Source organism: Variovorax sp. 01T432 (genome assembly GCF_056398605.1).
Genome location: NZ_JBFTPS010000014.1, coordinates 65,722 through 88,051 on the forward strand (window position 1 = coordinate 65,722; position 22,330 = coordinate 88,051).

Annotated in this window: 20 protein-coding genes, 1 pseudogene and 3 riboswitches; of the genes and pseudogenes, 13 read left to right on the forward strand and 8 right to left on the reverse strand. The window is 68.5% G+C overall.

What is annotated here, in order from left to right:
- Positions 1 to 27 precede the first annotated feature (27 nt).
- Positions 28 to 1,002, forward strand: a complete 975-nt coding sequence (locus AC1DNF_RS13315) for a Bug family tripartite tricarboxylate transporter substrate binding protein (protein WP_478149077.1) — start codon at positions 28 to 30, stop codon at positions 1,000 to 1,002.
- 33 nt (positions 1,003 to 1,035) lie between these two features.
- On the opposite strand, the gene purU is transcribed toward AC1DNF_RS13315, so the two are convergent.
- Positions 1,036 to 1,884, reverse strand: coding sequence for a formyltetrahydrofolate deformylase (gene purU / locus AC1DNF_RS13320; protein WP_478149078.1), 849 nt, complete (start codon positions 1,882 to 1,884; stop codon positions 1,036 to 1,038).
- A 95-nt stretch (positions 1,885 to 1,979) separates the two neighbouring features.
- On the opposite strand from purU, the gene aptA reads away from it, so the two are divergent.
- Entirely contained in the window at positions 1,980 to 3,314 is a 1,335-nt protein-coding gene (gene aptA, locus AC1DNF_RS13325; RefSeq protein ID WP_478149079.1) for an omega-aminotransferase AptA, read from the forward strand.
- Here the strand turns inward: aptA and AC1DNF_RS13330 are convergent.
- From AC1DNF_RS13330 to AC1DNF_RS13340, 3 genes are all read right to left on the reverse strand, one after another.
- On the reverse strand, positions 3,298 to 4,131 hold the full coding sequence (locus AC1DNF_RS13330) for a ChaN family lipoprotein (RefSeq protein WP_478149080.1): 834 nt from the start codon (positions 4,129 to 4,131) through the stop codon (positions 3,298 to 3,300). The two genes, aptA and AC1DNF_RS13330, sit on opposite strands and share 17 nt — an antisense overlap.
- Positions 4,132 to 4,195: 64 nt before the next feature.
- Complete coding sequence (locus AC1DNF_RS13335) at positions 4,196 to 4,474, reverse strand: BTH_I0359 family protein (RefSeq protein WP_478149139.1); 279 nt, start codon at positions 4,472 to 4,474, stop codon at positions 4,196 to 4,198.
- A gap of 115 nt (positions 4,475 to 4,589) precedes the next feature.
- Complete coding sequence (locus AC1DNF_RS13340) at positions 4,590 to 5,717, reverse strand: DUF3108 domain-containing protein (protein ID WP_478149081.1); 1,128 nt, start codon at positions 5,715 to 5,717, stop codon at positions 4,590 to 4,592.
- A 98-nt stretch (positions 5,718 to 5,815) separates the two neighbouring features.
- Here AC1DNF_RS13340 and AC1DNF_RS13345 point away from each other — a divergent pair, with 98 nt between their 5' ends.
- Positions 5,816 to 6,832: a fumarylacetoacetate hydrolase family protein gene (locus tag AC1DNF_RS13345; protein WP_478149082.1), complete on the forward strand. Its 1,017-nt coding sequence runs from the start codon at positions 5,816 to 5,818 to the stop codon at positions 6,830 to 6,832.
- A gap of 6 nt (positions 6,833 to 6,838) precedes the next feature.
- On the opposite strand, the gene AC1DNF_RS13350 is transcribed toward AC1DNF_RS13345, so the two are convergent.
- Positions 6,839 to 7,618 (reverse strand): helix-turn-helix transcriptional regulator, encoded by a 780-nt coding sequence (locus AC1DNF_RS13350; protein WP_478149083.1) that lies wholly within the window; start codon positions 7,616 to 7,618, stop codon positions 6,839 to 6,841.
- A gap of 89 nt (positions 7,619 to 7,707) precedes the next feature.
- Here AC1DNF_RS13350 and AC1DNF_RS13355 point away from each other — a divergent pair, with 89 nt between their 5' ends.
- The 9 genes from AC1DNF_RS13355 (at position 7,708) to AC1DNF_RS13395 (ending at position 17,603) form a co-directional block, all read left to right on the forward strand.
- Entirely contained in the window at positions 7,708 to 9,438 is a 1,731-nt protein-coding gene (locus AC1DNF_RS13355) for an FAD-dependent monooxygenase (RefSeq protein WP_478149084.1), read from the forward strand.
- Positions 9,435 to 9,644: a hypothetical protein gene (locus AC1DNF_RS13360; RefSeq protein ID WP_478149085.1), complete on the forward strand. Its 210-nt coding sequence runs from the start codon at positions 9,435 to 9,437 to the stop codon at positions 9,642 to 9,644. The genes AC1DNF_RS13355 and AC1DNF_RS13360 overlap by 4 nt, the downstream gene beginning before the upstream one ends.
- A 47-nt stretch (positions 9,645 to 9,691) precedes the next feature.
- Positions 9,692 to 10,666 carry a Bug family tripartite tricarboxylate transporter substrate binding protein gene (locus AC1DNF_RS13365; RefSeq protein WP_478149086.1) on the forward strand — a complete coding sequence of 325 codons (975 nt, stop codon included), beginning with the start codon at positions 9,692 to 9,694 and terminating at the stop codon, positions 10,664 to 10,666.
- 94 nt (positions 10,667 to 10,760) lie between these two features.
- Positions 10,761 to 11,840, forward strand: a complete 1,080-nt coding sequence (locus tag AC1DNF_RS13370; protein WP_478149087.1) for a TraB/GumN family protein — start codon at positions 10,761 to 10,763, stop codon at positions 11,838 to 11,840.
- Between the two features lie 10 nt (positions 11,841 to 11,850).
- Entirely contained in the window at positions 11,851 to 12,207 is a 357-nt protein-coding gene (locus tag AC1DNF_RS13375) for a DUF2946 family protein (protein ID WP_478149088.1), read from the forward strand.
- A gap of 86 nt (positions 12,208 to 12,293) precedes the next feature.
- A complete protein-coding gene (locus tag AC1DNF_RS13380; protein WP_478149089.1) occupies positions 12,294 to 14,585 on the forward strand; it encodes a TonB-dependent receptor in 2,292 nt (763 codons plus the stop codon).
- A gap of 27 nt (positions 14,586 to 14,612) precedes the next feature.
- Positions 14,613 to 15,512: a copper chaperone PCu(A)C domain-containing protein gene (locus tag AC1DNF_RS13385; RefSeq protein ID WP_478149090.1), complete on the forward strand. Its 900-nt coding sequence runs from the start codon at positions 14,613 to 14,615 to the stop codon at positions 15,510 to 15,512.
- Positions 15,513 to 15,589: 77 nt separating this feature from the next.
- Positions 15,590 to 16,297, forward strand: coding sequence for a PhaM family polyhydroxyalkanoate granule multifunctional regulatory protein (locus AC1DNF_RS13390; protein ID WP_478149091.1), 708 nt, complete (start codon positions 15,590 to 15,592; stop codon positions 16,295 to 16,297).
- A 37-nt stretch (positions 16,298 to 16,334) separates the two neighbouring features.
- Positions 16,335 to 17,603 carry an FIST signal transduction protein gene (locus AC1DNF_RS13395; protein WP_478149092.1) on the forward strand — a complete coding sequence of 423 codons (1,269 nt, stop codon included), beginning with the start codon at positions 16,335 to 16,337 and terminating at the stop codon, positions 17,601 to 17,603.
- On the opposite strand, the pseudogene AC1DNF_RS13400 reads toward AC1DNF_RS13395, so the two are convergent.
- The 3 genes and pseudogenes from AC1DNF_RS13400 to AC1DNF_RS13410 form a co-directional block, all read right to left on the reverse strand.
- Positions 17,564 to 18,891 (reverse strand): annotated as a pseudogene (locus AC1DNF_RS13400) (D-amino acid dehydrogenase). The gene AC1DNF_RS13395 and the pseudogene AC1DNF_RS13400 sit on opposite strands and share 40 nt — an antisense overlap.
- Positions 18,892 to 18,979: 88 nt before the next feature.
- Positions 18,980 to 19,097, reverse strand: a riboswitch (glycine riboswitch).
- Positions 19,098 to 19,112: 15 nt separating this feature from the next.
- Positions 19,113 to 19,202, reverse strand: a riboswitch (glycine riboswitch).
- 71 nt (positions 19,203 to 19,273) lie between these two features.
- Positions 19,274 to 20,296, reverse strand: a complete 1,023-nt coding sequence (locus tag AC1DNF_RS13405; protein ID WP_478149093.1) for an FAD-dependent oxidoreductase — start codon at positions 20,294 to 20,296, stop codon at positions 19,274 to 19,276.
- A 79-nt stretch (positions 20,297 to 20,375) separates the two neighbouring features.
- Positions 20,376 to 20,482: riboswitch (glycine riboswitch) on the reverse strand.
- A gap of 151 nt (positions 20,483 to 20,633) precedes the next feature.
- Positions 20,634 to 21,368 (reverse strand): helix-turn-helix domain-containing protein, encoded by a 735-nt coding sequence (locus AC1DNF_RS13410; RefSeq protein ID WP_478149094.1) that lies wholly within the window; start codon positions 21,366 to 21,368, stop codon positions 20,634 to 20,636.
- A gap of 116 nt (positions 21,369 to 21,484) precedes the next feature.
- Between AC1DNF_RS13410 and AC1DNF_RS13415 the strand changes: the two genes are divergently transcribed.
- Positions 21,485 to 22,330 (forward strand): hypothetical protein, encoded by an 846-nt coding sequence (locus tag AC1DNF_RS13415; protein ID WP_478149095.1) that lies wholly within the window; start codon positions 21,485 to 21,487, stop codon positions 22,328 to 22,330.

Genomic DNA, 22,330 nt, shown 5'->3' on the forward strand with positions numbered 1-22,330 from the left:
AATCCAAGAACAAAGAGGAGACATCTCATGAAGCGCTTCCATCGATTCCTGTGCGCCGCCTGCCTGGCCGGCGCGGCGCTCGGCGCTTTCGCGCAGCCGGCGCCCTACCCGAACAAGCCGATCCGCATGGTCATCCCGCTGGCCGCGGGCAGCGCCGTGGACAACGGCGCCCGGGTGCTGACGCAAAGGATGGGCGTGGAACTGGGCCAGCCTTTCGTGCTGGAGAACATTCCAGGCTCATCGGGCCTGATCGGCGCCGACCGCGTCGCGCACGGCGTGCCCGACGGCTACACCATCGGCGGCTTCAACGACAGCGTGCTCACCATGATCCCGCACATCTACCCGAAGGTGGGCTGGGACGCGCTGACCGATTTCGTGCCGATCTCGCTGGTCGGCACGATCGAATGGGGCCTGCTGGTCAAGCCCGACTCGCCCTATCGGACGGTGGATGACTTCATCAGGGCGGCCAAGGCCGCGCCCGGCAAGCTGAACTACGGCTCAGGCGGCAACGGCAGCCCGCAGCACCTCGCGATGGCGATGTTCGCCTCGCGCGCCGGGATCGAGATGACGCACGTCCCCTACAAGGGCGCCACGCCGGCCGCCGTGGGGCTGGCCGGCGGCGAGGTCGATGCCGAATTCCAGGGGCTGGGCACCGTCACCTCGCTGGTGCAGGGCGGCAAGCTGCGCCTGCTCGCGGTGTCGACCTCGAAGCGGCTGCCGCAGTACCCTGACGTGCCGACGGTGGCGGAGTCCGGGCTCCCTGATTTCTTCTTCAATTCATGGTTCGCGATGGTCGCGCCCAAGGGCACGCCGAAGGAGATCGTCGAGCGCCTGAATGCCGCCATGCGCAAGGCCCTCGACGACCCCGAGACGCGCGACAAGCTCGTCGCGCTCGGCATCACGGTGCGTGGCACCTCCGCCGAGGAATTCGGCAAGGCGACCCGCGCCCAGTACACGCTCTACCGCAACGTCATCCAGGCCAACCACATCAAGGCCGACTGAGCCAGACCTCGCCCGGGGCGCTCCCCGGGCCGCCTACTTGAAGACGACGGTGCGGTGGCCGTTGAGCAGCACGCGGTGCTCGCTGTGCCATTTCACGGCCCGGGCCAGCACCTGGCTTTCGGTGTCGCGGCCGCGCGCGGTCAGGTCGTCGACGGTGTCGGTGTGGTCGGCGCGCTCCACGTCCTGCTCGATGATCGGGCCCTCGTCGAGGTCGGCGGTCACGTAGTGGGCGGTGGCGCCGATCAGCTTCACGCCGCGGTCGTGCGCCTGGTAGTAGGGCTTGGCGCCCTTGAAGCTGGGCAGGAAGGAGTGGTGGATGTTGATGGCGCGGCCCGCGAGCTTGCCGCACAGGTCATTGCTCAGGATCTGCATGTAGCGCGCCAGCACGACGAGGTCGGCGCCCTCGGCCTCGATGATCTCCAGCTGCTTCGCCTCGACCTGCGCCTTGGTCGCGGCCGTCACCGGGATGTGGTGGAAGGGCACGTTGTAGCTTGCCGCCAGCTGGTAGAACTCGCGGTGGTTGGAGATGATCGCGCGCACGTCGATCGAGAGCAGGCCGCTCTTCCAGCGGAACAGCAGGTCGTTGAGGCAGTGGCCTTCCTTGCTCACGAGAATGACGGTCTTCATCGGCTCTGCGGCTGGATGGAGCTTCCATTTCATGGCGAAGCCCCGGGCCAGGTCCGCGATCTGGTCTCGCAGGACGACTTCGCTGTGGCCGCTGCAGGCGAAGCGCACGCGCATGAAGAACAGGCCGGTGCCGTGGTCGTTGTACTGCGCCGCTTCTTCGATGTTGCCGCCGCGCTCGAGCAGGAAGCCGGAGACGGCGTGGACAATGCCGGTGCGATCGGGGCAGGAGAGGGTGAGGATGTACGCGGGGGTCATAAGGGCGGTCATTGTCGCAGGGCTGCCGGCCGGTGCCGCCGGTGCCAAAATGCCCCTTTCTTCCCACGTCAGCGCGCACCTTGCAGGAGTGATTCATGGCCCATAACGACTTCAACATGGACAACCATTGGTTGCCCTTCACGCCCAACCGCTCCTTCCGGAAGGACCCTCGGGTCTTCGTGGCCGCGGACGGCATGGAGTTCACCACGCACGACGGCCGCAAGGTCATCGATGGCATCTCGTCGCTGTGGTGCGTCGGCGCGGGCCACAACCGCAAGCCGATCAACGAGGCGATCAAGAAGCAGCTCGACACGCTCGACTACGCCACCGCCTTCCAGGTCAGCAACGACAAGGCCTTCAAGGCCGCCGAGATGATCGCCGCCATGGCGCCGGGCGATCTCAACAAGGTGCTGTTCTGCAACTCGGGCAGCGAGGCCGCGGACACCTCCCTGAAGGTAGCGCTGGCCTACCACCGCGCCCGCGGCGAGGGGCACCGCAACGTCTTCATCGGCCGCGAGAAGGGCTACCATGGCGTCGGCTTCGGCGGCATGTCGGTGGGCGGCATCCCCGGCAACCGCAAGGTCTTCGGCTCGGCCTTCCTGCCGCGCGTGGACCACATGCGCTTCATCCATGATCCGGTGAACCATGCCTACATCCACAACGAAGAGCCGGTGTGGGCCGAAGATCCGCTGGCCGAGCTCGAGCAGCGCATCCTGCCGCTGCACGACCCGAGCAATGTGGCGGCGATCATCGTGGAGCCGGTGGCGGGCTCGGCCGGCTGGTACCTGCCGCCCAAGGGCTACCTGAAGAAGCTGCGCGAGATCTGCGACAAGAACGGCATCCTGCTGATCTTCGACGAGGTCATCACCGGCTTCGGCCGCATGGGCACCAACTTCGCGTCGGACTACTACGGCGTGGTGCCCGACATGCTGAACTTCGCCAAGTGCGTGACCAACGGCGTCATTCCGCTCGGCGGCGTGATCTGCCGCGACAAGCTGTACGAGGAGATGATGAAGACCTCGGCGCCGGAGCACGTGGTGGAGTTCTTCCACGGCTACACCTATTCGGGTCATCCGGTGGCATGCGCCGCCGCGATCGCGACGCTCGATCTGTTCGAGAAGGAACAGCTCTTCGCGCGCGCCGGCGAGATGGGCAAGGTGCTGGGCGATGCCTTCCACAGCGCCTTCAAGGGCCTGCCCAACGTGATCGGCATCCGCAGCCTGGGGCTGGCCGCGGCGGTGGAGCTCGCGCCCATCGCGGGCCTGCCGGGCAAGCGTGCCTACGACATCTTTGTCGACTGCTATCACGCGGGCGCGCTGGTGCGGCCGGCGGGCGATGTGCTCGTGATCGCGCCGCCCTACATCGTCGAGAAGTCGCACATCGACACGCTGGTCAACACGCTCGCCGACGCGATCAGGAAGAACGCCTGAGGCTCGCGCAGTAGTCCTTCTCCGGCAGGGCGGGGGTCTGCCAGACGCTGTCGAACGCGGCCGCGTCGTCGCGCGGCGGGCCGGCCCGCAGCTGCACCGCCTTCACCATCACGTCGCTCGGCAGGTGCTGGGGCACGCCGAGCGCCTTGGTGGTGTGGCCGGCGCCGCTCAGCAGCAGCACGGTCTTGCCCGGCACCCGCGCCTTGACGATGGCCTGCGCCATCGCGCGGTCGCGGGCGATCTGGATGCGGGTCATGGGCGCGATCTGGGATTCGGGCAGGAGGTTGCAGTGGCCGCTGCGCACCGCGTCGCGCTGCGCCATGCGGGCGTCATCGCCCAGCTGCGCGTCGAGCGACACGTCGGCCATCGCGTCTTTCATGTGCTCGCGCGGGAGGTTGGCGCCGATCACCGGCGCGCCGGCGCGCACGGCCGCCATCACCGCCGGGCCATAGTCGCTCCAGGCCCAGGCGATCTCGTCCCAGCTCAGCGCGGTCCGGACCTGCGATTCCGTGGCGGTGGGGGGCAGATAGGCGGTGGTATTGCCTTCCTCCGCCATTTCGATCGCCAGCGCCGCCAGGCGGCCGCTTTCAGCCAGCGCCTCCACGATCTCCCTTTCCATCACATGGTGTTCGGGAGCGTCGTGCTGTTCGCCGATGAGGAGGGCATCGGCCGGCAGCAGCAGCGCGACGCGGCGGGCCACCGGCGCGTCGGCGGCGGGGGCGCCCGATGGGAAGGTGGTGCAGGCGGCAAGCGCGAACGCGGCCGACAGGGTCAGGCCGCGCAGCGTGCGGGGAGCGGGGGAAGGTCGGCGGCACATCGGGCGATCCTACGCGACGGCCATCGCGCCGCGATCCCCCGCGCGTGCGCCCGTTGCGGGCCTCTCAGTGGACCAGGACAGGGGTGTGCGCCAACTCGGCGTAGCCCTCGAGGGTGTCCTCGACCTCTTCCTGGGTCGGCGTGTTGAGCTGCCAGGCGGTGATCTGCTGCTGGAAGAGTTCGGCCCAGGAGCCGTCGAGGTAAACCTCCTTGCCGGAGCGCTTGTCCACGATTTCAAAGCCGTGGCGCGCCAGCACCGGCACGTGTGCCGCGGCGGGCTCTTCGCCCTCCGTCGGCTGCACGTGGACGACGACATAAGAATCGGAGTCGTAAAGCATGTGCATGGCGGGCCCTGTGAGGATGTCGATTGCATTCATGCTGCCTACATGGCAATCAACGCGCCAGTTTCAAGAACGGCCGTCCTTCTGTAGGCGCAGGCCGGGCTCTTTTGTGCATTTTTCAGCCCGGCGCGCTTGATCCGCGCAATTGGAGGTCGACGAAGTCGCCGTTGGTCAGGGTCTGCTTGACGCGCACCGGCAGGTAGCCGAGTTCGGGCGCGACCCAGAGTTCGATCTTGTCGTCGAAGGGCTGGCGCGGGTTGCGCGTGAGCCTGCGCGCGGCGAATTCCCCGGCCGGCAGGTTCAGTCTTTCCTCGCCTTCGACATTGAAGGTCCAGATATTGCCGTCGCTCGGGCCGACCGTCTGGACGGCAATGATGGCGCCCGGGGGATAACGGGCCGGGTCGCCCGCCAGCAGCGCGCCCAGCTGCATGACGACGCTCAGCCGGTCCTGCGCCCCGGGCAGGAGCGGCACGCTCGGCGAATTGTTGCTGAACACCACGGTGCCCTTGTCGCGCACGAAGTGCGTGGCGACCTCGGTCTTGCGTGTCTCCGAAAAGCGCTCCGGCTCAATGCCGGTGGCGCCGATCGCGCCGTTGCTGTGCTGGGTCCGGATGGTGCGGAACAGGAAGGTGAAGGCCAGGCGGGCGTCGTACTTCTGGCCGTCCTGCAGCCACACCAGCTCGCCGAACACGCCTTGCATGGGGGATGTGCCCTGCTGGCCGGTGACGGCGAAGCTGAGCCGCACCGAGCCGGGAACCCGGATCGGCACGCTGCCCGGCATGTTGGCTGCGGCGGCGTCCGCGGCCTGCGCATCGGCGTCCGGCGCCGGCGCGGGGGCGCCGGGCGCTTCGGCCGGGCCCGCGGCGGGTGTTTCGGCGCCGGCGTCGATGTCAGCCTCGGCGATGGGATCGCGCGAGGGTGCGACGGGCGCCGCCGGGCTTTGCGCTTCCAGCACCGGGGCTGGTGGCCTGGGAGGGGCGACGGCGCGCGGCCGGACGGGCTTGGGTGGCGGCGCTACGGACGCGGCCGGTGATGCGGCGGGCGGCGGCGCGGCAGCCGGCGGAGCGATGACGATGGTTCGCGTGATGAACCGGGTCGCCAGCGGCGAGGGTTTGGGCCCGACCGCCATTGGCGTCACGCCCATCAGGGCGAGGTGCGCGATCACGACGGCCGCCGTCAGCAGCGCGAGCGTGCGCCACGGCGGGCGAGGCGCGGGGGAGGGGTCGGGGGCCGAGAGCGTGGGCATCAGGAGTGGACCGGACGCCGGTCCCGAGGTTCTGCTCGGTACACTGCCGCCCGTTCAATCAGTTTAGTTGCGATGCCCCGCCGGCATCCGCCGCCACCATGAAACTCGCCACCCTCAAAGACGGCTCGCGCGACGGCCAGCTCGTCGTCGTTTCGCGCGACCTTGCCAGCGCCCACTACGCCACCGGCATCGCCAGCCGCATGCAGCAGGTGCTCGACGACTGGGGTTTCATGAGCCCGCAGCTGCAGGACCTGTCGGACGCGCTCAACGGCGGCCGCGCGCGCCATGCCTTTCCCTTCGACCCCGCCCAGTGCATGGCGCCGCTGCCGCGTGCCTACCAGTGGGCCGACGGCTCGGCCTACCTCAACCACGTGGAGCTGGTGCGCAAGGCGCGCAACGCGGAGGTGCCCCAGACCTTCTACACGGACCCGCTGATGTACCAGGGCGGCAGCGACGACTTCATCGGCCCGCGCGACCCGGTGGTCGTGGCCAGCGAGGCCTTCGGCATCGATTTCGAGGCGGAGATCGCCGTCGTGACGGGCGATGTGAAGATGGGCGCCACGCCGGAGCAGGCGCTCGACGGCATCCGCCTCGTGATGCTTGCCAACGACGTGAGCCTGCGCAACCTGATTCCGGCCGAGCTTGCCAAGGGCTTCGGTTTCTTCCAGAGCAAGCCCGCGACCGCTTTCAGCCCGGTGGCCGTCACCCTCGACGAACTTGGCGAGGCCTGGCAGGGCGGCCGGGTGCACCTGACGCTGCAGAGCACCTGGAACGGCCGCAAGGTCGGCATGTGCGACGCCGGCGATGAGATGAGCTTCCATTTCGGCCAGCTGATCGCCCACATGGCCAGGACGCGCAACGTGCGCGCCGGCAGCATCGTCGGCAGCGGCACCGTGAGCAACAAGGGCGTGGAGAAGAACGGCCGCACCGAATGGCCCAAGGGCTACAGCTGCATCGCCGAGAAGCGCTGCATCGAGACGATCCAGGACGGCCAGCCGAGCACGGAATTCATGAAGTACGGCGACAGCATCAGGATCGAGATGAAGGGGAAGGATGGGCTGTCGATCTTCGGGGCGATCGATCAGGAAGTGGTGGCGCCCGCGACGGCCAGGTAGCCCGACTCAGGACGGCCCGAGCCCCCTCAGCAGTTCCTTCTGGCTCCGAATCCCCAGCCGCCGGAACGCCCGGTACTGGTGGGTGCGAACGGTCGTGATCTCGACGCCGATCTCGCGCGCGGCCTCCTTGGCGGTCTTGCCCGCCAGCAGGTGGCCGATCACCTCGCGCTCGCGCAGGCTCAGCGCAAGCAGGCGGGAGGCCAGGGCCGGCTCCCCGGCCTCGTGCGCCGCGAAGGCGCTGCGGCCATGCGCGGCCGTGGCCTCTGCCAGCAGGCCGGCATGTGTTTCGAGCAGCGCGAAATCCGCCGGGCCGAAATCCGGCTGGGCCAGGCTGCGGTAGAAGCTCACCGCCGCGCGCTGACCCGTGGGCAGAAGCAGCAGCACGGAGGCCCGCTCGCGGATGCCGACGTCGCCATAGCAGGCGGCGCGGTAGGCGAGGTCCGCCACTTCCTCGGCGCGCTGGTGCCCCAGCCACAGCTGGGCCCGCTTCGGCAGCTTGCGTGCGGCGAGCCACACCATGTTGGCATCGAGCAGATCGAAGCGCTGGGCGACGTAGCGCTCGGCCGTGCGCTCCGCCGTGTTGCCGTAGGTGCTGGCGGCGGAGACGGTTTCGATGCGGCCCGTTGCGCCGACCGCGAACACGGTGCAGAAGGTCACGGGCAGCACGCGGTGCATTGCGGCCAGATAGCTGGCCGCGAGGTGCGGCGTGCCGATGCCGGCGAGCACGCCGCTCACGACCGACCCGGAGAGGGCGTGCTCGGCGGCGCGGATGGGCCAGCGCTTCATGGGAGTTCAAGGGTTAACACTTCCTAAGAAGTTATGACATCTGCGGCGGAGGCGCATCGGGACAATCCCTTCGGATGAACACTGCCGTCATGAACCCACCTGCCGCGCGTCCGGGCGACGCCGCCAGCGGCCCGCTGCCGCCGCCGATGTCCGGCGATCTGCCCCCCTCGGTCGGCGCCTTCGACTACGCCCGCTTCGAACCCCGGCTGCCGCCGCTGCGGGAGGGCGTCGAGGCCGGCCGCCACCCGGTGGTGATCGCGGGCGGCGGCCCGGTCGGCATGGCGCTCGCGCTGGGATTGGCGAACCACGGCGTGCGCAGCGTGATCCTGGAGGCCGACGACACGGTGTGCGTGGGCAGCCGCGCCGCCTGCATCTCGCGCCGCAGCCTGGAGATCGTCGAGCGCCTGGGCGCGCTGCCCGCATTCCTGGCCAAGGGGCTGCCATGGACCGGCGGGCGCAGCTTCTACAAGACCGAGGAGGTGTTCCGTTTCGAGATGCCGCACGACGAGCGCCAGAAGCTGCCGCCGATGATCAATCTCGAGCAGTACTACATCGAGCAATACCTGCTGGACGAGATCCTCCGCCGCAACGAAGCCGCGCCGGGATTGATCGACATCCGCTGGGGCACCGAGCTCGCGGGCGTCGCGGAAGACGGCGATGGCCTCGCCCTGCAGGCGCGCAATGCGCTCGGGGCGTATGTGCTGCGTTCGCAATGGCTGGCCGCGTGCGACGGCGGCCAGAGCTTCGTCCGCAAGACGCTCGGCCTCAACCTGGAAGGCACGGCCTACGAAGGCCGCTACGTGATCATCGACATCGAACTGCACAGCGGGCATCCCACCGAGCGGCGCGCATGGTTCGACCCGCCGTGGAATCCCGGCTCCACCGTGCTTATGCATCGCCAGCCGGACGACATCTGGCGCATCGACTACCAGTTGCGCGCGGGACAGAGCACCGAGGAGGCACTGCAGCCCGATGCGGTGAAGGCTTTCGTGCAGCGTCATCTCGAGGCCATCGGCGAAGGCCACCTGCCGTGGAAGACGGTGTGGACCTCGGTCTATCGCGCGGGCGCGATGACGCTCGACAGCTACCGTCACGGGCGCGTGCTGTTCGCCGGCAACGCCGCGCACGCGATGCCGATCTTCGGCGTGCGCGGGCTCAATTCGGGCTTCGACGACGCCGACAACCTGGCGTGGAAGCTCGCGCTGGTGGCACGGGGCATGTCGGACGCGTCGCTGCTCGACAGCTATTCGCAGGAGCGCATCGCCGCCTTCCACATCAATGCCGAGAGCGCGATGCGCAGCACCGAGTTCATGTCGCCGCCTTCGCGCGGCTTCGATCTGCTGCGCGAGGCCGCCTTGTCGCTCTCGGGCGCGCACCGCGAGATCGCGAACCTGATCAATCCGCGGCAGACGCAGGCGGTGAGCTACGACGCCTCGGCCTTGTCCAGCGAAAGCGATGAACTCGCACAGGGCCCTCGGCCGGGCGAGGCGATGCCGGAGCAGCAACTGGCGGCGGATCTGCATCTCACCGACTGGCTGGGGCCGGTCTTCACCGTGCTTGTGCTGAACATCGAGGGCACGGATGCCGCGCTCGCCGCAGAACTCGAAGCCGCGCAGGCCGGCCCGCTGCAAGTGGCGGTGCGCGCATTGCCGCCGTCCCCCGCTCATGACGCGGTCTTCAAGGCTTTGGGCGCGCAGCGGGGCGCGGTGTATCTGATGCGCCCGGATGGCCATGTGGCTGCCCGCTGGCGCCGCGTGCCGCCGGGTGCGCTGCGTCGCGCGCTCGTGCGTGCATCTGCCCTGACGAAGGAGACGACATGAATTCATTGACGCCGGACGCCCGCGACCGCCTCTATGCGGAATGTGCGCGTGCCATCAGCGAGGCTGGCGCGCAGCGAGAATCGCTGTTCCTCGCGCGGCTTGCGCTTCTGCTGTTCGAGCAGGTCGGCGACGAGGCGCGTTGCCGGGCCGCGCTGGCGCATGCGCTCGACAATCTGCCCGTGCCGTCGCTGTCCGCGGCGCCCTGAGCCTTTCATTCCGATCCGCAAAACAAACAGGAGACATACAGATGGAGATGGACCGCAGAACCCTGCTCACCACCCTTGCCGCCACGGCGGCGGCCAGCGCCGCGCCTTGGGCGCGGGCGCAAGGCTATCCCGAACAGCTCATCAGGTGGGTGGTGCCCTACCCGGCGGGTGGCGGCACCGACGTCATCGCGCGCACGCTGGCGGAGGCCATGCGGCAGACACTGGGCCAGCAGATCGTCGTCGACAACCGTCCCGGCGCTTCGACCAACATCGGCGCCGACCTGGTCGCCAAGGCCAAGCCCGACGGCTACACCGTGATGTCGGCCGACAACGCCCTGCTGGCCTTCAACGAGCATTTGTTCAGCAAGCTGCCCTTCAATCCGGAAAAGGACTTCACCTACATCGGCGCGATCGGCAGGTTCCCGCTCGCGCTGGTCGTGCATCCTGAATTTCCGGCCAAGGACCTCAAGGCCTTTCTCGCCTATGCGAGGGCCAATCCCGGCAAGCTCAACTACGCCTCGCCGGGCAATGGCTCGCCGCATCACCTGGCGATGGAGATGTTCAAGAACCGCACGGGCACCTTCATCACGCATATCCCCTACCGCGGCGCGGCGCCGGCGATGTCCGATGTGATGGGCGGCCAGGTGCCGTGCATGTTCCTCGATCTGGCATCGGGGCTGTCGATCATGCAGAGCCACAAGGTGCGCGTGCTCGCCATCGGATCGGCCACGCGCTCCAGGCTGCTGCCCGACGTGCCGACGCTGGCCGAGGCGGGCGTGCCCAACACCGAGGTGTTCGCCTTCCAGGGCGTGCTGGGCCCGGCCGGCTTGTCGCCGGCGGTCGTGACCCGGCTCAACGGCGATCTGAACCGCGCGTTCGGCGATCCGGCCGTGCAGAAGCGTTTCAGCGATTTCGGCATGGAAGCCATGCCCGGCACACCCGCGCAGTTTGCCGCGCTCTCGCGCGCCGAATCCCAGCGTTGGGGGCCGATCATCAAGGCGGCCGGCATCAAGCTGGACTGAGCAGCGCGGGCGGCGCCGGCCCGTCCCCGCACACATGGTCGGGTCATGGGAGCGCGGCATGGCGGCGAATCGTCCGCCGCCGAACGCTGACAGAATGGCGTCTGCCCCTCTCGACATGGCCCGCCAGGGCCGACTCTCCGTGACCCTTCTTTCCCTTCCTCGCGCGTTGCTCCCAAGCCTGTGCGCGCTTGTCCTGCTATGGGGCGGTGCGCAGGCCTTCGGCGCGGCAGAGGCCCCGGCTCCGCTGCCCGGCGCGCCCGCAGGCGCCGAATGCCCGCCGCCAGCGCCCATGCCGGATGGCTCGCAAGGCGGCATCGCCAGCGCAATGCGGCACGCCGTCGACCGCGGGGTCCTGTGGCGCATCGAGAAGGACGGCCGCATCTCGTGGCTCTACGGAACGATGCACCTCGGCAAGTCCGACTGGGTCTTTCCGGGACCGCGCGTATCTCGCGCCTTCGCGCAGAGCGACACCGTGGCCCTCGAGCTGGATCCGCTCGACCCGGCGACACTCGCCGCCTTCGCCGCGGCGTCCGATGAGGCCGTCACGGCGCGGGTGATCACGCCCGAGCGTCGACGCCGGCTCGACCGACAGGCCGCCGTCGCCTGCGTCCCGGAAGCGGCGCTCGCGAAGATGCGGCCGATCCTGCAGGTCACCACGCTGGCCATGCTCGCCGCGCGCAGCGAAGGGCTGTACGGCGACTTCGGCACCGAAGCATTTTTTTCGGGCTTCGCGCGCGGCCGGGGCAAGCCGGTGGTCGCCCTCGAAACGGTGGCGGACCAATTGAAGGCGCTGGCCGGCAATTCCGATGCGGAGGAGGGCGAGCAGGTCGATGCGGCGCTCGACGAACTCGAGTCGGGCCGGGCCGGCGCGCAGGCCAACGAGCTCGCCGAAGCCTGGGCCAGCAGCGACTGGAACAAGCTGGATCGCTATCTGGAATGGTGCGAGTGCGTCCGTACGGCGGGCGACCGCCGCATGGTCCAGCGCCTGCTCGATGACCGCAACCCCGGCCTGGCCGACGGCATCGCACACCTGCACGCGCATGGCCATCGCGTGTTCGGCGCCGTCGGCGCGCTGCACATGGTGGGGCCGCGGGGTCTTCCGGCGCTGATGGCGGCGCGAGGGTTTCGCGTGACCGCCGTGGTGCCCGCGCAGGGAACCGGACTGCGCCGATAATCGCCGTCTCATGTCCGTCTCGCGCCACGTCCACCGACTCTGCTGCTTCGTGCTGCTGTGGTTCGTCGCGTCGCTGGGCGTGGCTATCGCTTCCCCGGTCGTGCATCCGCGGGCGATGGAACTGGTCTGTTCCTCGGCCGGCGCGGTCAAGGTGATCGTCCATACCGATGACGGCGCGCAGGAAATGGGCGTGAGCCACATGGATTGCCCGCTGTGCATGCTCGCTGGTGCACCACCGCCGACGCCGGTCATCTCGATCCCCCGCGTCCTGCCGCTGGCCCACGCGGTGCAGCCGATTCCCGCCGCGCGCATCGCCGCGGCCACCGCCGCGCCCTTGCCGGCGCGCGGGCCTCCCGCTCTCCTCTGAAAACTGTCGGTTTCGCCGCGCCGCGCCCGTTGAAGGGGGGCGGCGCCTCGCAGTGATGGCCCCGGATGGGCCGAGGAGAGATTTCAATGAACAGACACTGGCTCGCGCTCGCATGCGGCGCGGCTTGCCCATGGAGCGCGATGCCCGCCTTCGCGCAGGAGGCCCCCGAACTCGTCAAGTCGCTCGGCATCGTGACCGTCAGCGGCGGCCGCCCGAGCTCGCTGCCCACTCAGATTCCCACGACCATCGAGGGCATCACGGGCGAGCAGATCGAGAACACCATCAACGCCACCGACAGCGAGGATGCGCTCAAGTACTTCCCCAGCCTGCTGGTGCGCAAGCGCTATATCGGCGACTACAACCACGCCATTCTCTCGAGCCGGGCCTCGGGCACCGGCAACAGCGCGCGCTCCGCGGTGTATGCCGACGGCATCCTGCTGTCGAACTACCTGGGCAACGGGATCGCCAACGGGAGCAACTATGCGCCGCGCTGGGGCCTGGTGATGCCGGAGGAGATCGAGCGGGTGGACGTGATGTACGGCCCCTTCTCCGCCGCCTACCCGGGCAACTCGGCCGGGGCCGTCGTCGACTACGTCACCCGCATGCCGACACAACTCGAGGCGCACGTGAAGTCGGGCTACTTCTCGCAGCCCTTCGATCTCTACAACACGCACACGAGCTTCAACGGCTGGCAGAGCAGCGCATCGATCGGCAGCAAGAGCGGCGACTGGTCCTGGTGGATCGACGTGAACCGCATCGACAGCCACGGGCAACCGCTGACATTTCCGACCCGGGCCCTGAGTGCCGGAACGCCCGGCGCCGCCGGGACCCCGGTGACCGGCGCGGTCGCGGCTCTGGATCGCAACAACAATCCCTGGTACATCCTCGGCACCGCGACCGCATATCACACGGTGCAGGACCATGCCAAACTGAAGCTGGCCTACGACTTCTCGTCGACGGTACGCGCCGCCTACACGCTCGGCTGGTGGCGGAACGGCTCGGAAGGCCGGCCCGACACCTACTTGCGCAACCCGGCGGGGCAGCCCATCTACAGCGGGCTGGTCAACATCGACGGGCGCAGCTTCAATCTCTCGCCGGGCGACTACAACCTCAGCAACGAGAGGCAGACGCAGCTGATGCACGGGCTCTCGGTCAAGAGCAACACCAGGGGCGAGTGGGACTGGGAAGTCACGGCCAGTCTCTATGACGACGCGAGCGACCAGCTCCGGGTGCCGACGGTCGCGCTGCCGCCGGCGGCCGGTGGCGGGGCCGGCACGCTGCAGGACCAGAACGGCACCGGCTGGAACACGCTTGGCGCACGTGGCACATGGCGCCCGCAAGGCAGCGCGCACATCGTCGACTTCGGGGTGCAGCGCGATGCGTACAAACTGCGCATCCTGAAGTCCGGGGTGATCGGCGATTGGCAGGACGGCCCCGCCGGCACGCCAGTGACCGACGTGGGCGGGCGCTCCGAATTGCGCAGCCTCTGGGCGCAGGACACCTGGGCTTTCGCTCCCCGGTGGAAGACGGTGCTGGGCCTGCGCTTCGAGGATTGGCGCGCACAGGAGGGCTTCAGCGCGAGCGGCGCCAGCCGGCTCGACTACGGCGACCGGCACGAGTCGCACGTCTCGCCCAAGGCCGCCGTCGCGTATCAGTGGAGCGCCGACACGGTGCTCAAGGCGTCGACCGGGCGCGCCGTCCGGATGCCGACGGTGGGCGAGCTCTACGGCGCGACCTCGGGCGGCGCGCTGTCCTTCATCAACGATCCGAACCTGAAGCCCGAGCGGTCGTGGACCTCCGAGCTCACGGCCGAGAAGGACCTGGGTCAGGGTCTCGCGCGCGTGACGCTGTTTCACGAGACCACGCGCGATGCGCTCTACTCGCAGCTCATCCCGGGCTCGACCACCGTCTCGCGCGTGCAGAACGTCGACCAGATGCGCACGACCGGAGTGGAGATGGCCTACCAGGGCGCCGACGTCTTCATCAAGGGCCTGGACCTGGGCGGCAGCCTGACCTATGCCGACTCGCGCATCACCGCCAACGCAGCCTTTCCGGCCAGCGTGGGCAAGCAGCAGCCGCGCGTGCCGGCGTGGCGCGCCACGGCGGTTGCCACCTGGAAGCCCGATGCGCGCTGGGCTTTCACCATGGCCGCGCGCTACAGCGGCAAGCAGTACTCCACGCTCGACAACAGCGACATCAATGGCTTCGCCTATACCGCCGCGAGCAAGTACTTCACCGTCGATTACCGCGTGCGCTACCAGTTCGACAAGCACTGGTCGGCGGCCTTGGGCATCGACAACGCCAACAACTACCAGTACTGGAACTTTCACCCCTATCCGCAGCGCACCTACACCGCTGAACTCCGCTTCGACCTCTGACTCCCAATGTCTTCAAAGGAACTTCCCATGAACTCCCGTTACGTCCTCAAGAACCTGGCCGCCTGTCTCCTGCTGACTGGCGCGGGCGGCAGCTTCGCCCACGTGACACTGCCGCCGGGCGGCGGCAGCGCCGGCAGCGACTACGAGGCGGCCTTCCACGTCGGCCATCCCTGCAAGGATGCCGGCAGCACGACCGGCATCACCGTGCGTTTGCCCAAGGGCTTTGCCTTCTCCGAGGCTCAGGCGCTCAAGGGCTGGAAGCTCGAGGTGCAGAAGGCGGCCGGAGACGACGCCGGCGAAGTGCGCTGGACCGCGGAGTCGCCGCAGGCGGCGCTGTCGGGCAAGGCGCAGGCAGAGTTTCTGCTGCGCGGCAGGCTGCCCGCGACGCCGGGCGTGCTGTGGTTCAAGGTGCTGCAGACTTGCGATGCCGGCAGCGCCGATTGGGCGCAGGTGCCGGCCAGCGGCACCTCGACGGAAGGCCTGGCGAGCCCGGCGGTCCGACTCGATGTGCTTGCACCGGGCGTGGCGGCGGTCGACGTGCGCGACGCATGGATTCGCGCCTCGGTGCCGGGACAGAGTGGCACGGGCGCGTTCATGAAGCTCAGCGCCCCCTCGGGCGCGCGGCTGGTCGGCGCCTCGACCCCGGTGGCCGGCGTGGCGGCGGTCCACGAGATGAAGATGGAGGGCGACACCATGCGCATGCGCGAGGTGCCGGGGCTCGAACTGCCGGCAAGGCAGACGGTCGAACTCAAGGCCGGGGGCTATCACATCATGATGATGGACCTGAAGCAGCCCTTGACCAGCGGCAGCACGGTGCCGCTGACGTTGCGCTTCGAGGATGCGAAGGGGCAGAAGAGCACGCTGGAACTGAAGGTGCCGGTGCTGGCGGGCGCCGCCGCTCCCGCCGGCGGCGAGCACAAGCACTGAGACGCGCCGAGGCGCCCATAGGGGCGTTTTCATGGAGTAAGCTGGCTGCACAAAAACCACTCTCCTGGAGACTTCCCATGAGCGACTCGAGCACGCCTTTCGCCTTCAGCCAGTTCGTCCCGGGTTTCGACTTTCTCAGGAACCTGACGGGCGCCGCCGCCACGGCCGGCCCGAGCGCGGTGCCCGGCATGCCGAGCCTGTCGAGCTGGGTCGCGCCCACGCTCAGTGTCGAGGAGGTGGACAAGCGCATCCAGGAACTCAAGACCGTTCAGTATTGGCTCGAGCAGAACGGCCATGCGCTCAAGGCCACGATCCAGGCGCTCGAGGTGCAGAAGATGACGCTCTCGACCCTGCGCGGCATGAACGTGCGCATGGAAGACCTGGCCAACGCGTTCACGCGGCAGCCCGCTGCGGCGGCACCCGCACCTTCGTCCATGTTCGGCGCGCAGCCCCCGGCGGTGGCTCCCCAGCCGGCGGCGCCACGGAACGAAACCGAGTCCGCTGAAACCGCCGCCGCCGCGCCGGCGGAAGCGGCCGGCGGCGTCGTCGACCCGCTGCAATGGTGGGGTGCGCTGACGCAGCAGTTCCAGCAGATCGCTGCCTCGGCGTTGCAGGATGCCGCGCACTTGAAGATGCCGGCGATGGCTCAGCCGCTGGCGGACGCCGTCGGCAAGGCGATGGTCGCGGCGACCCCCGACAAGCCGGCGCCCAAGCCGGGCGCCGCCGCGAAGAAGAAGGCCCCGGCGGCCAAGGCCCCAGCGCGCAAGCGGACTCGCGCACGCTGAGAAATTCTCCGAGTCCAGCCGAGCGAGAATCGGTCGCATGAAGCTGTTTCCTTCCGGTCACGCCACCCATCCGCAATGGCGCATGGCGGCCGGCCTCGTGCTCGCCCAATTGCGGGCGCAGATGGCGCTGCCCGATTACGCCCACTCGCCCACGCTGGGCCTGCTCTACATCACCGACCACTACGCAGCCGATGCACAGGAGATCCTCGACCACCTCGGTGCCGAGCTGCCCGAGATCACGGACTGGTCAGGCACCGTGGGTGTGGGCGTCGCTGCCAACAACGCCGAATACTTCGACGAACCTGCCCTCAGCGTGATGCTGTGCGAGCTGCCGAGCGACCAGTACCGCGTGTTCTCCGGCGTGGCCCCCCTGACCAACACCGAGATGAGCGGCTTTTCGGCCCACACCGCGCTCGTGCATGCCGACCCGCGCACGCCTGAACTCAGCGAGTTGATCGACGAGATGGCGCAACGCACCGATACCGGCTATCTCTTCGGCGGGCTGTCTTCGGGCCGCGCCGGCTCCCTGCAGTTCGCCATCGGCGGCAACGGCAACATCCGGGGGCAGGGCGCGGTCGGTGGCGTGTTCTCGGGCGGGATGTCGGGCGTCGTGTTCGGCGAAGGCGTGCGGCTGGTCTCGCGTGTCACCCAGGGCTGCCAGCCCGTCTCGCCCGAGCGCGAGATCACCGAGGCCGATGGTAATCTGCTGCTCAAGCTCGACGGACAGCCCGCGCTCGACGTGCTGCTGGCCGATCTTCACGTGTCGCTCGATCAGCCCGAGCAGGCGATCGAAGCCGTGCGCGCGACGCTTGTCGGGCTCGCCCACCCCGGCAGCGACGGCATCCGCCGCACGCGCGACCTGGGCGCGGACGTGCTCGTTCGTCACATCATCGGGCTCGATCCGACGCGCCGCGGCGTGGCGATCGCGGACGTCGCCGAGGCCGGCATGCGCATGAGCTTCTGCCGCCGCAACGCGCAGGCCGCACGTGCGGACCTGATGCGGGTGTGCGCCGAAATCCGCGAGGAACTCGAACCCCAGGAGCAGACGCTGGCGACCGCGCGCGAGGTCGCCGCCGGCGAAGCCGAGGCGGCGCCGCATCCGGCGCGGCGCATCGCCGGTGCTGTCTATGTCAGCTGCGCGGGCAGGGGCGGGCCGCATTTCGGAGCGCCCGGCGCCGAGCTGCAGATCGTGCGGCACGCGCTCGGCGACGTGCCGCTGGTCGGGTTCTTTGCCGCGGGCGAAATCGCGCGGCATCACCTGTACGGCTATACCGGCGTCTTGACGGTCTTTACCAGCGACGATTGAGCCGGGGCCTTTCCTGATCCTGCAATCCCGGTGAAGGCGAAGTCCACCTCCGGCGCCAGGCCGCTCACGATGCGGGCGATCGACTTGCCGGAACCGCAGGCGTGGGTCCAGCCCAGGGTGCCGTGTCCGGTGTTCAGGAACAGGTTGGGAAGCTTCGTGGCGCCGATCAACGGGACGTTGCTCGGCGTCGCCGGACGCAGGCCGGTCCAGAACTGGGCCTCGGTTGCATCGCCGGCGCCGGGGAACAGTTGCTCGACGCGCCGAACGATCGCCTCGCAGCGCACGCGGTTGAGGTCGCGGTCGTAGCCGTTGAGTTCGGCCGTGCCGGCGATGCGCAGGCGGTCGCCAGTGGCCGATGTGTAGCGCGAGAACACGAGCTTGAACTCGTCGTCGGTCAGCGAAACCTGGTGCGCCTTCGATGCATCCTTGACCGGCATGGTGACCGAGTAGCCCTTGGCCGGGTAAATCGGCAGCCGGATGCCCAGCGGCGCCGCGTAGAGCGGGCTCAGCGAGCCCATCGCCACGACGAAGGCATCGCCGCGGATGCGCTGGAAACGGCCTTCGCTGTCGGTGGCCTCCACATGATCGATGCGGCCGGCGGCTTCGCGCAGCGCTGTCACGGTGTGGCTCATCAGGAAGCGCACGCCCGCGGCGGCGGCCAGCGCGACCAGCTCGCGCGCAAAGCGGTTGGCGTCGCCCGACTCGTCTTCGGCCGTATAGGTGGCGCCTGCCAGCTGGGCACGGATGTGGGCCAGCGCGGGTTCGATCTTCACGGCCTCGTCCGCGGAGATCACCCGGCGGTCACAGCCGAGTGCGCGCATCTGTTCGGCGGGCTTCAGGGCGGCATCGAATTCCTTGCGCGTCGTGTAGAAGTGCAGGATGCCTTGCGTGCGCTGGTCGTAGCTGAGGCCCGTGTCGCGGCGCAATTGCTGCAGGGTCTCCCGGCTGTAGGTGCCCAGGCGAACGATCTGCTCGATGTTGTGGCGGGTGCGCGCCGGTGTGCATTCGCGCAGGAACTGCAGGCCCCACAGCCACTGGCGCATGTCCGCACGAATTCGGAACAGCAGCGGGGCATCTTCCTTGCCGAGCCATTGCAGCACCTTCAGCGGCGCGCCCGGGTTGGCCCAGGGTTCCGCATGGCTGACGGAGATCTGGCCGCCGTTGGCGAAGCTGGTTTCGGCCGCCGGTGTGGCCTGTCGGTCGATCACGGTCACTCGTGGCCGAGTTGCTGGAGGTAGTAAGCCGAGGTCACGCCGAGCAGGCCGGCGCCAAGAACGATCACGCGCATGTGAATCACCAATGAAGGTTGCAGCGCTTGGACGAACGGGAACGGAAGCCTCGACGAACGAAGAGCAACCGGACGCTCGGTCCAAGTTGCCGCTCCCCCTGTCCTCGGTACCTGAGAGATTCACCCGCTGCGCCCGCAACGGGTTTGCTCCTTCGGTGCATCGCGCCCACCTTGAAGCGGTGCGATGGCTCTCCAGACGGCTCTGACAGTTGGTGCAGTACAGGCTCATCTCGTGAGTCGACCTGAGCGTTTATGGGAGTTTGCGCCTTCGGTGGGGCCGCTGGCGCGGCCCGCTCTCCTGCAGTGCGGCGATTGTAGGCCGCGCGGGCCCGGCCGTGCTAGAGCCCCGTGAACGCGAACTCGAGTTCCGGCCGCAGTCCGCTCATGACAGCATGTCGATGCGGCGCAGGATGGCATGGAAGCGGTCCGAGTCGGGTTCGCCCTGTTCGTCGGGGCTGGAGGGCACGGTGCCGGAAACACGCAGGCACTCGCCGGTGGGCGTCTCGACACGAGCAATGCGGAGCTTGCCTTGGCGGTCCCGCAGCGTCAGGCGCGGGGCGCGGGCCGGGTCCTTCAATGGGATGGTGACGATGTACTCGCGCGCGAAGCGCAGCGGCATCGCGATCTTCAGGCGCTCCGCGTGAGGCACGCTCGAACTCCCGAGCGCCAGCACATAGGCCTGGCCGCGCAGGGTGCTCGGACGACCCTCGGCGTCGGCCAACTCCACATGGTCGATGCGGCCGTCGTGCTCCTGGAGCGAGACGACGGTGTGCTTCATCATGAAGCGCACACCGGCAGCCCGGCACAGGAAGACGAGGCTTGCCGCGAACTGGCCGGGGTCGCGCGCCGGATCTTCGAGGGAGTAGGTGGCGCCGGCGAGTTGGTCGTGGATCGATCGAAGGGCGGGCTCCATGACGACTGCCTCGGCGGCGGTCAGCAGGCGCTCCTCGCAGCCCAGTTTGCGCCAGTGCTGCGCACGTGCCGACCGGTGGCCGAAGGTGTCGGCGTCCGTGAAGAAGTTCAGGAGGCCGCTGGTGCGCGCGCTCTGCGGCATGCCGACTTCGTCGCTCAACGCGCGGACGCTCCTGCGGCTGTAGGCAGCCAGGCGCACGAGGTTTTCCATGGGATCGGACTTGTGGCGCATGCCGATGGCTCGGTCGAGCAGGCCGGCAAGGCTTCGCCGCAGGCGTGCATGCAGCCTGCGCCAGCCTTCCCGATTTCCCGCGCCCGCGAGAGAGGCGGCGGCGGCGTCCCGTGGAGCGGCCGCGTCCTCGGCCACGCGCCCGCGCGCCTTGGCCGCGGGCGTCGAGTGCCGATCGACCACGGTCACCTCGTGGCCCAGCTGTTGAAGGTAATAGGCGGATGTGACGCCGAGCAAGCCGGCGCCGAGTACAACCACGCGCATGTCCGAATCCTTGTGGGAAGACATGAACGGCGGGCGCTGGCGCTCCTGATGCGAAGCGACCCTTCCCGGGGTTCAGGCTGCCGCTCCCCCTGTCCTCGGTACCTGAGAGATTCACACGCTGCGACCTGCAACGGGTTTGCTCCTTCGGTGCACCACCTGCTGTGGTGACTCTCCAGTCGGCGATTGATCAATGGACGCAGTGACCGAATCGCCTCGAGCGATTCACCTGAGCGTTCATGGGAGTTTGCGCCATCGGTGGGATGCATGAGTGCATCCGCTTTTCTGCAACAGGTAGTTTACTAGGGAAACCGGTTTCAGGTAGGTAGGGGCCTGACGCTCAGGCCCGGCGCAGGCGGGTGAACAGCTCGAACTCCCAGTTGCGCATGCCCAGCAGCAGCGTGTAGCCCTCGCGCTCCTTGGGTGACAGTTTCTGGTCGGTCTGGTGCTGTTGGGCAAAGTCCTGCGCCACGCGTTGCAGCCGGTCCAGGAAGGCGGGCGCCAGGGATCGGCTGATCGAGCCATGAACCAGCAGCAGCCCCTCGGCCGGGCCGTCGAAGCCGCCCCGGTAGTAGTCGAGGACCACGTTCTCGCGGAAGAAGTCCATCACCGGACCGTGCGGCCGCCAGCGGAAGGTCTTGGCGAGCTTCAGGCGGTAGCGGTTCAGCGGCCGCAATTCGATGATGCCGATGCGGTCCAGCTGCGCCAGGTAGCCGATGCATTCGGCTTCGGTGATCCGGTAGGCGGCGACGACCTGCTCCAGCGTCCACTGGCTCAGCACGCAGATGGCCAGCAGCAGCAGCTTCTTGTCCTTGACCACCGCTTGCTCCTGTTCGAGCGTCAGCTCCTTCAGCAGCGGCTGGTCGTCCGCCACGCGCCGGGCGAGCTCGGCGAAGTCGATCTTGAGCGCGCGGCAGATGGCGTCGACCCGCGTCAATGGCATGTCGCCCTTGGCGAGCATCCGCTTGACGCTCGACTCGGCCATGTCCAGCGATTTCGCGAGGTCCGCGTAGGTCATCCGGGCATTCTTGAGTTCGCTCTTCAGGGCCTGGACGAGGTCGACGGTGGTGCTCATGGCGAGTATTGCTGGTTGATACCGGGAGTCGTGAAAAAGTGCTCCGTATCGATTTTCGATGCCCGAGCAGGCGTTGACAACCTAAATTCCGCCGCACCGCCAAACCGGAGCCTGCCATGACGATGCTGCCTTCCCTCTCTCGCCGCGAGCGCGGCTTGCTGTCGCTGTTTGCGTTGCTCACCTTGGCCGCGTTCGCGGGGCCCGCCTTGACGACGGCTGAACTACCGGCGTCGACGCTCGCCGACAACCATGCGTGGCACGGCCTTCCGAACGCGATGGATGTCCTGAGCAACCTGCCGTTCGCGGCGATCGGTCTCTGGGGATTGCACTGGCTGCAGTGGATCGACCGGGCGCACGGGCATGCGCTGGACGCCGTACCGCTGCCCGCGTCCATGACCCAACCCCCGGTCAACGCACTCGATTGCGCCTGGATGTTCTTCGCGGGCCTGGTCCTCACGGCGGCCGGATCGGCCTTCTATCACCTGCAACCCGACGACCTGCGGCTGGCTGCCGACCGCGCCGGCATGGCGGTCGCGTTTGCCGGGCTGGTCGGCTTCGCGGTCTGCGAGCGGGTGAGCGTGCGAGCAGGCTGGCCGGCTGCCTGGTTCACGCTGGCTGGGGGCGTGCTGGCAGTGGGCGTCCACCAACAGACCGGGAATGTCCTGCCGTGGGCGCTGGTCCAGTTCGGCGGGATGGCGCTGGTGCTGACGCTGGCGCTCGCCAAGCCGATGCAAGGCGCCGTGGGCCTCAAGCTCGGCTGGGTGATCTGCTTCTATGGGTTGGCGAAGCTGTTCGAACTCTCGGACCAGGCAATCTTCGAGGCGACCCATCACCTGGTATCGGGCCATAGCCTCAAGCACCTGACGGCGGCGCTGGCTGGCGTGCCCGTGCTCCATGCGCTGCAAGCCGTGGGGCGCCAGACGCTGCGGCACAATTCGGGCGCGGCCGCCGTAACGGCCTGA

What these genes read in the sequence shown, in the direction of transcription:
- AC1DNF_RS13315 (WP_478149077.1), top strand. Translation starts at nt 28, where the DNA reads ATGAAGCGCTTCCATCGATTCCTGTGCGCCGCCTGCCTGGCCGGCGCG.
- purU (WP_478149078.1), bottom strand. Translation starts at nt 1,884, where the DNA reads ATGACCCCCGCGTACATCCTCACCCTCTCCTGCCCCGATCGCACCGGC.
- aptA (WP_478149079.1), top strand. Translation starts at nt 1,980, where the DNA reads ATGGCCCATAACGACTTCAACATGGACAACCATTGGTTGCCCTTCACG.
- AC1DNF_RS13330 (WP_478149080.1), bottom strand. Translation starts at nt 4,131, where the DNA reads ATGTGCCGCCGACCTTCCCCCGCTCCCCGCACGCTGCGCGGCCTGACC.
- AC1DNF_RS13335 (WP_478149139.1), bottom strand. Translation starts at nt 4,474, where the DNA reads ATGCACATGCTTTACGACTCCGATTCTTATGTCGTCGTCCACGTGCAG.
- AC1DNF_RS13340 (WP_478149081.1), bottom strand. Translation starts at nt 5,717, where the DNA reads ATGCCCACGCTCTCGGCCCCCGACCCCTCCCCCGCGCCTCGCCCGCCG.
- AC1DNF_RS13345 (WP_478149082.1), top strand. Translation starts at nt 5,816, where the DNA reads ATGAAACTCGCCACCCTCAAAGACGGCTCGCGCGACGGCCAGCTCGTC.
- AC1DNF_RS13350 (WP_478149083.1), bottom strand. Translation starts at nt 7,618, where the DNA reads ATGAAGCGCTGGCCCATCCGCGCCGCCGAGCACGCCCTCTCCGGGTCG.
- AC1DNF_RS13355 (WP_478149084.1), top strand. Translation starts at nt 7,708, where the DNA reads ATGAACCCACCTGCCGCGCGTCCGGGCGACGCCGCCAGCGGCCCGCTG.
- AC1DNF_RS13360 (WP_478149085.1), top strand. Translation starts at nt 9,435, where the DNA reads ATGAATTCATTGACGCCGGACGCCCGCGACCGCCTCTATGCGGAATGT.
- AC1DNF_RS13365 (WP_478149086.1), top strand. Translation starts at nt 9,692, where the DNA reads ATGGACCGCAGAACCCTGCTCACCACCCTTGCCGCCACGGCGGCGGCC.
- AC1DNF_RS13370 (WP_478149087.1), top strand. Translation starts at nt 10,761, where the DNA reads ATGGCGTCTGCCCCTCTCGACATGGCCCGCCAGGGCCGACTCTCCGTG.
- AC1DNF_RS13375 (WP_478149088.1), top strand. Translation starts at nt 11,851, where the DNA reads ATGTCCGTCTCGCGCCACGTCCACCGACTCTGCTGCTTCGTGCTGCTG.
- AC1DNF_RS13380 (WP_478149089.1), top strand. Translation starts at nt 12,294, where the DNA reads ATGAACAGACACTGGCTCGCGCTCGCATGCGGCGCGGCTTGCCCATGG.
- AC1DNF_RS13385 (WP_478149090.1), top strand. Translation starts at nt 14,613, where the DNA reads ATGAACTCCCGTTACGTCCTCAAGAACCTGGCCGCCTGTCTCCTGCTG.
- AC1DNF_RS13390 (WP_478149091.1), top strand. Translation starts at nt 15,590, where the DNA reads ATGAGCGACTCGAGCACGCCTTTCGCCTTCAGCCAGTTCGTCCCGGGT.
- AC1DNF_RS13395 (WP_478149092.1), top strand. Translation starts at nt 16,335, where the DNA reads ATGAAGCTGTTTCCTTCCGGTCACGCCACCCATCCGCAATGGCGCATG.
- AC1DNF_RS13405 (WP_478149093.1), bottom strand. Translation starts at nt 20,296, where the DNA reads ATGCGCGTGGTTGTACTCGGCGCCGGCTTGCTCGGCGTCACATCCGCC.
- AC1DNF_RS13410 (WP_478149094.1), bottom strand. Translation starts at nt 21,368, where the DNA reads ATGAGCACCACCGTCGACCTCGTCCAGGCCCTGAAGAGCGAACTCAAG.
- AC1DNF_RS13415 (WP_478149095.1), top strand. Translation starts at nt 21,485, where the DNA reads ATGACGATGCTGCCTTCCCTCTCTCGCCGCGAGCGCGGCTTGCTGTCG.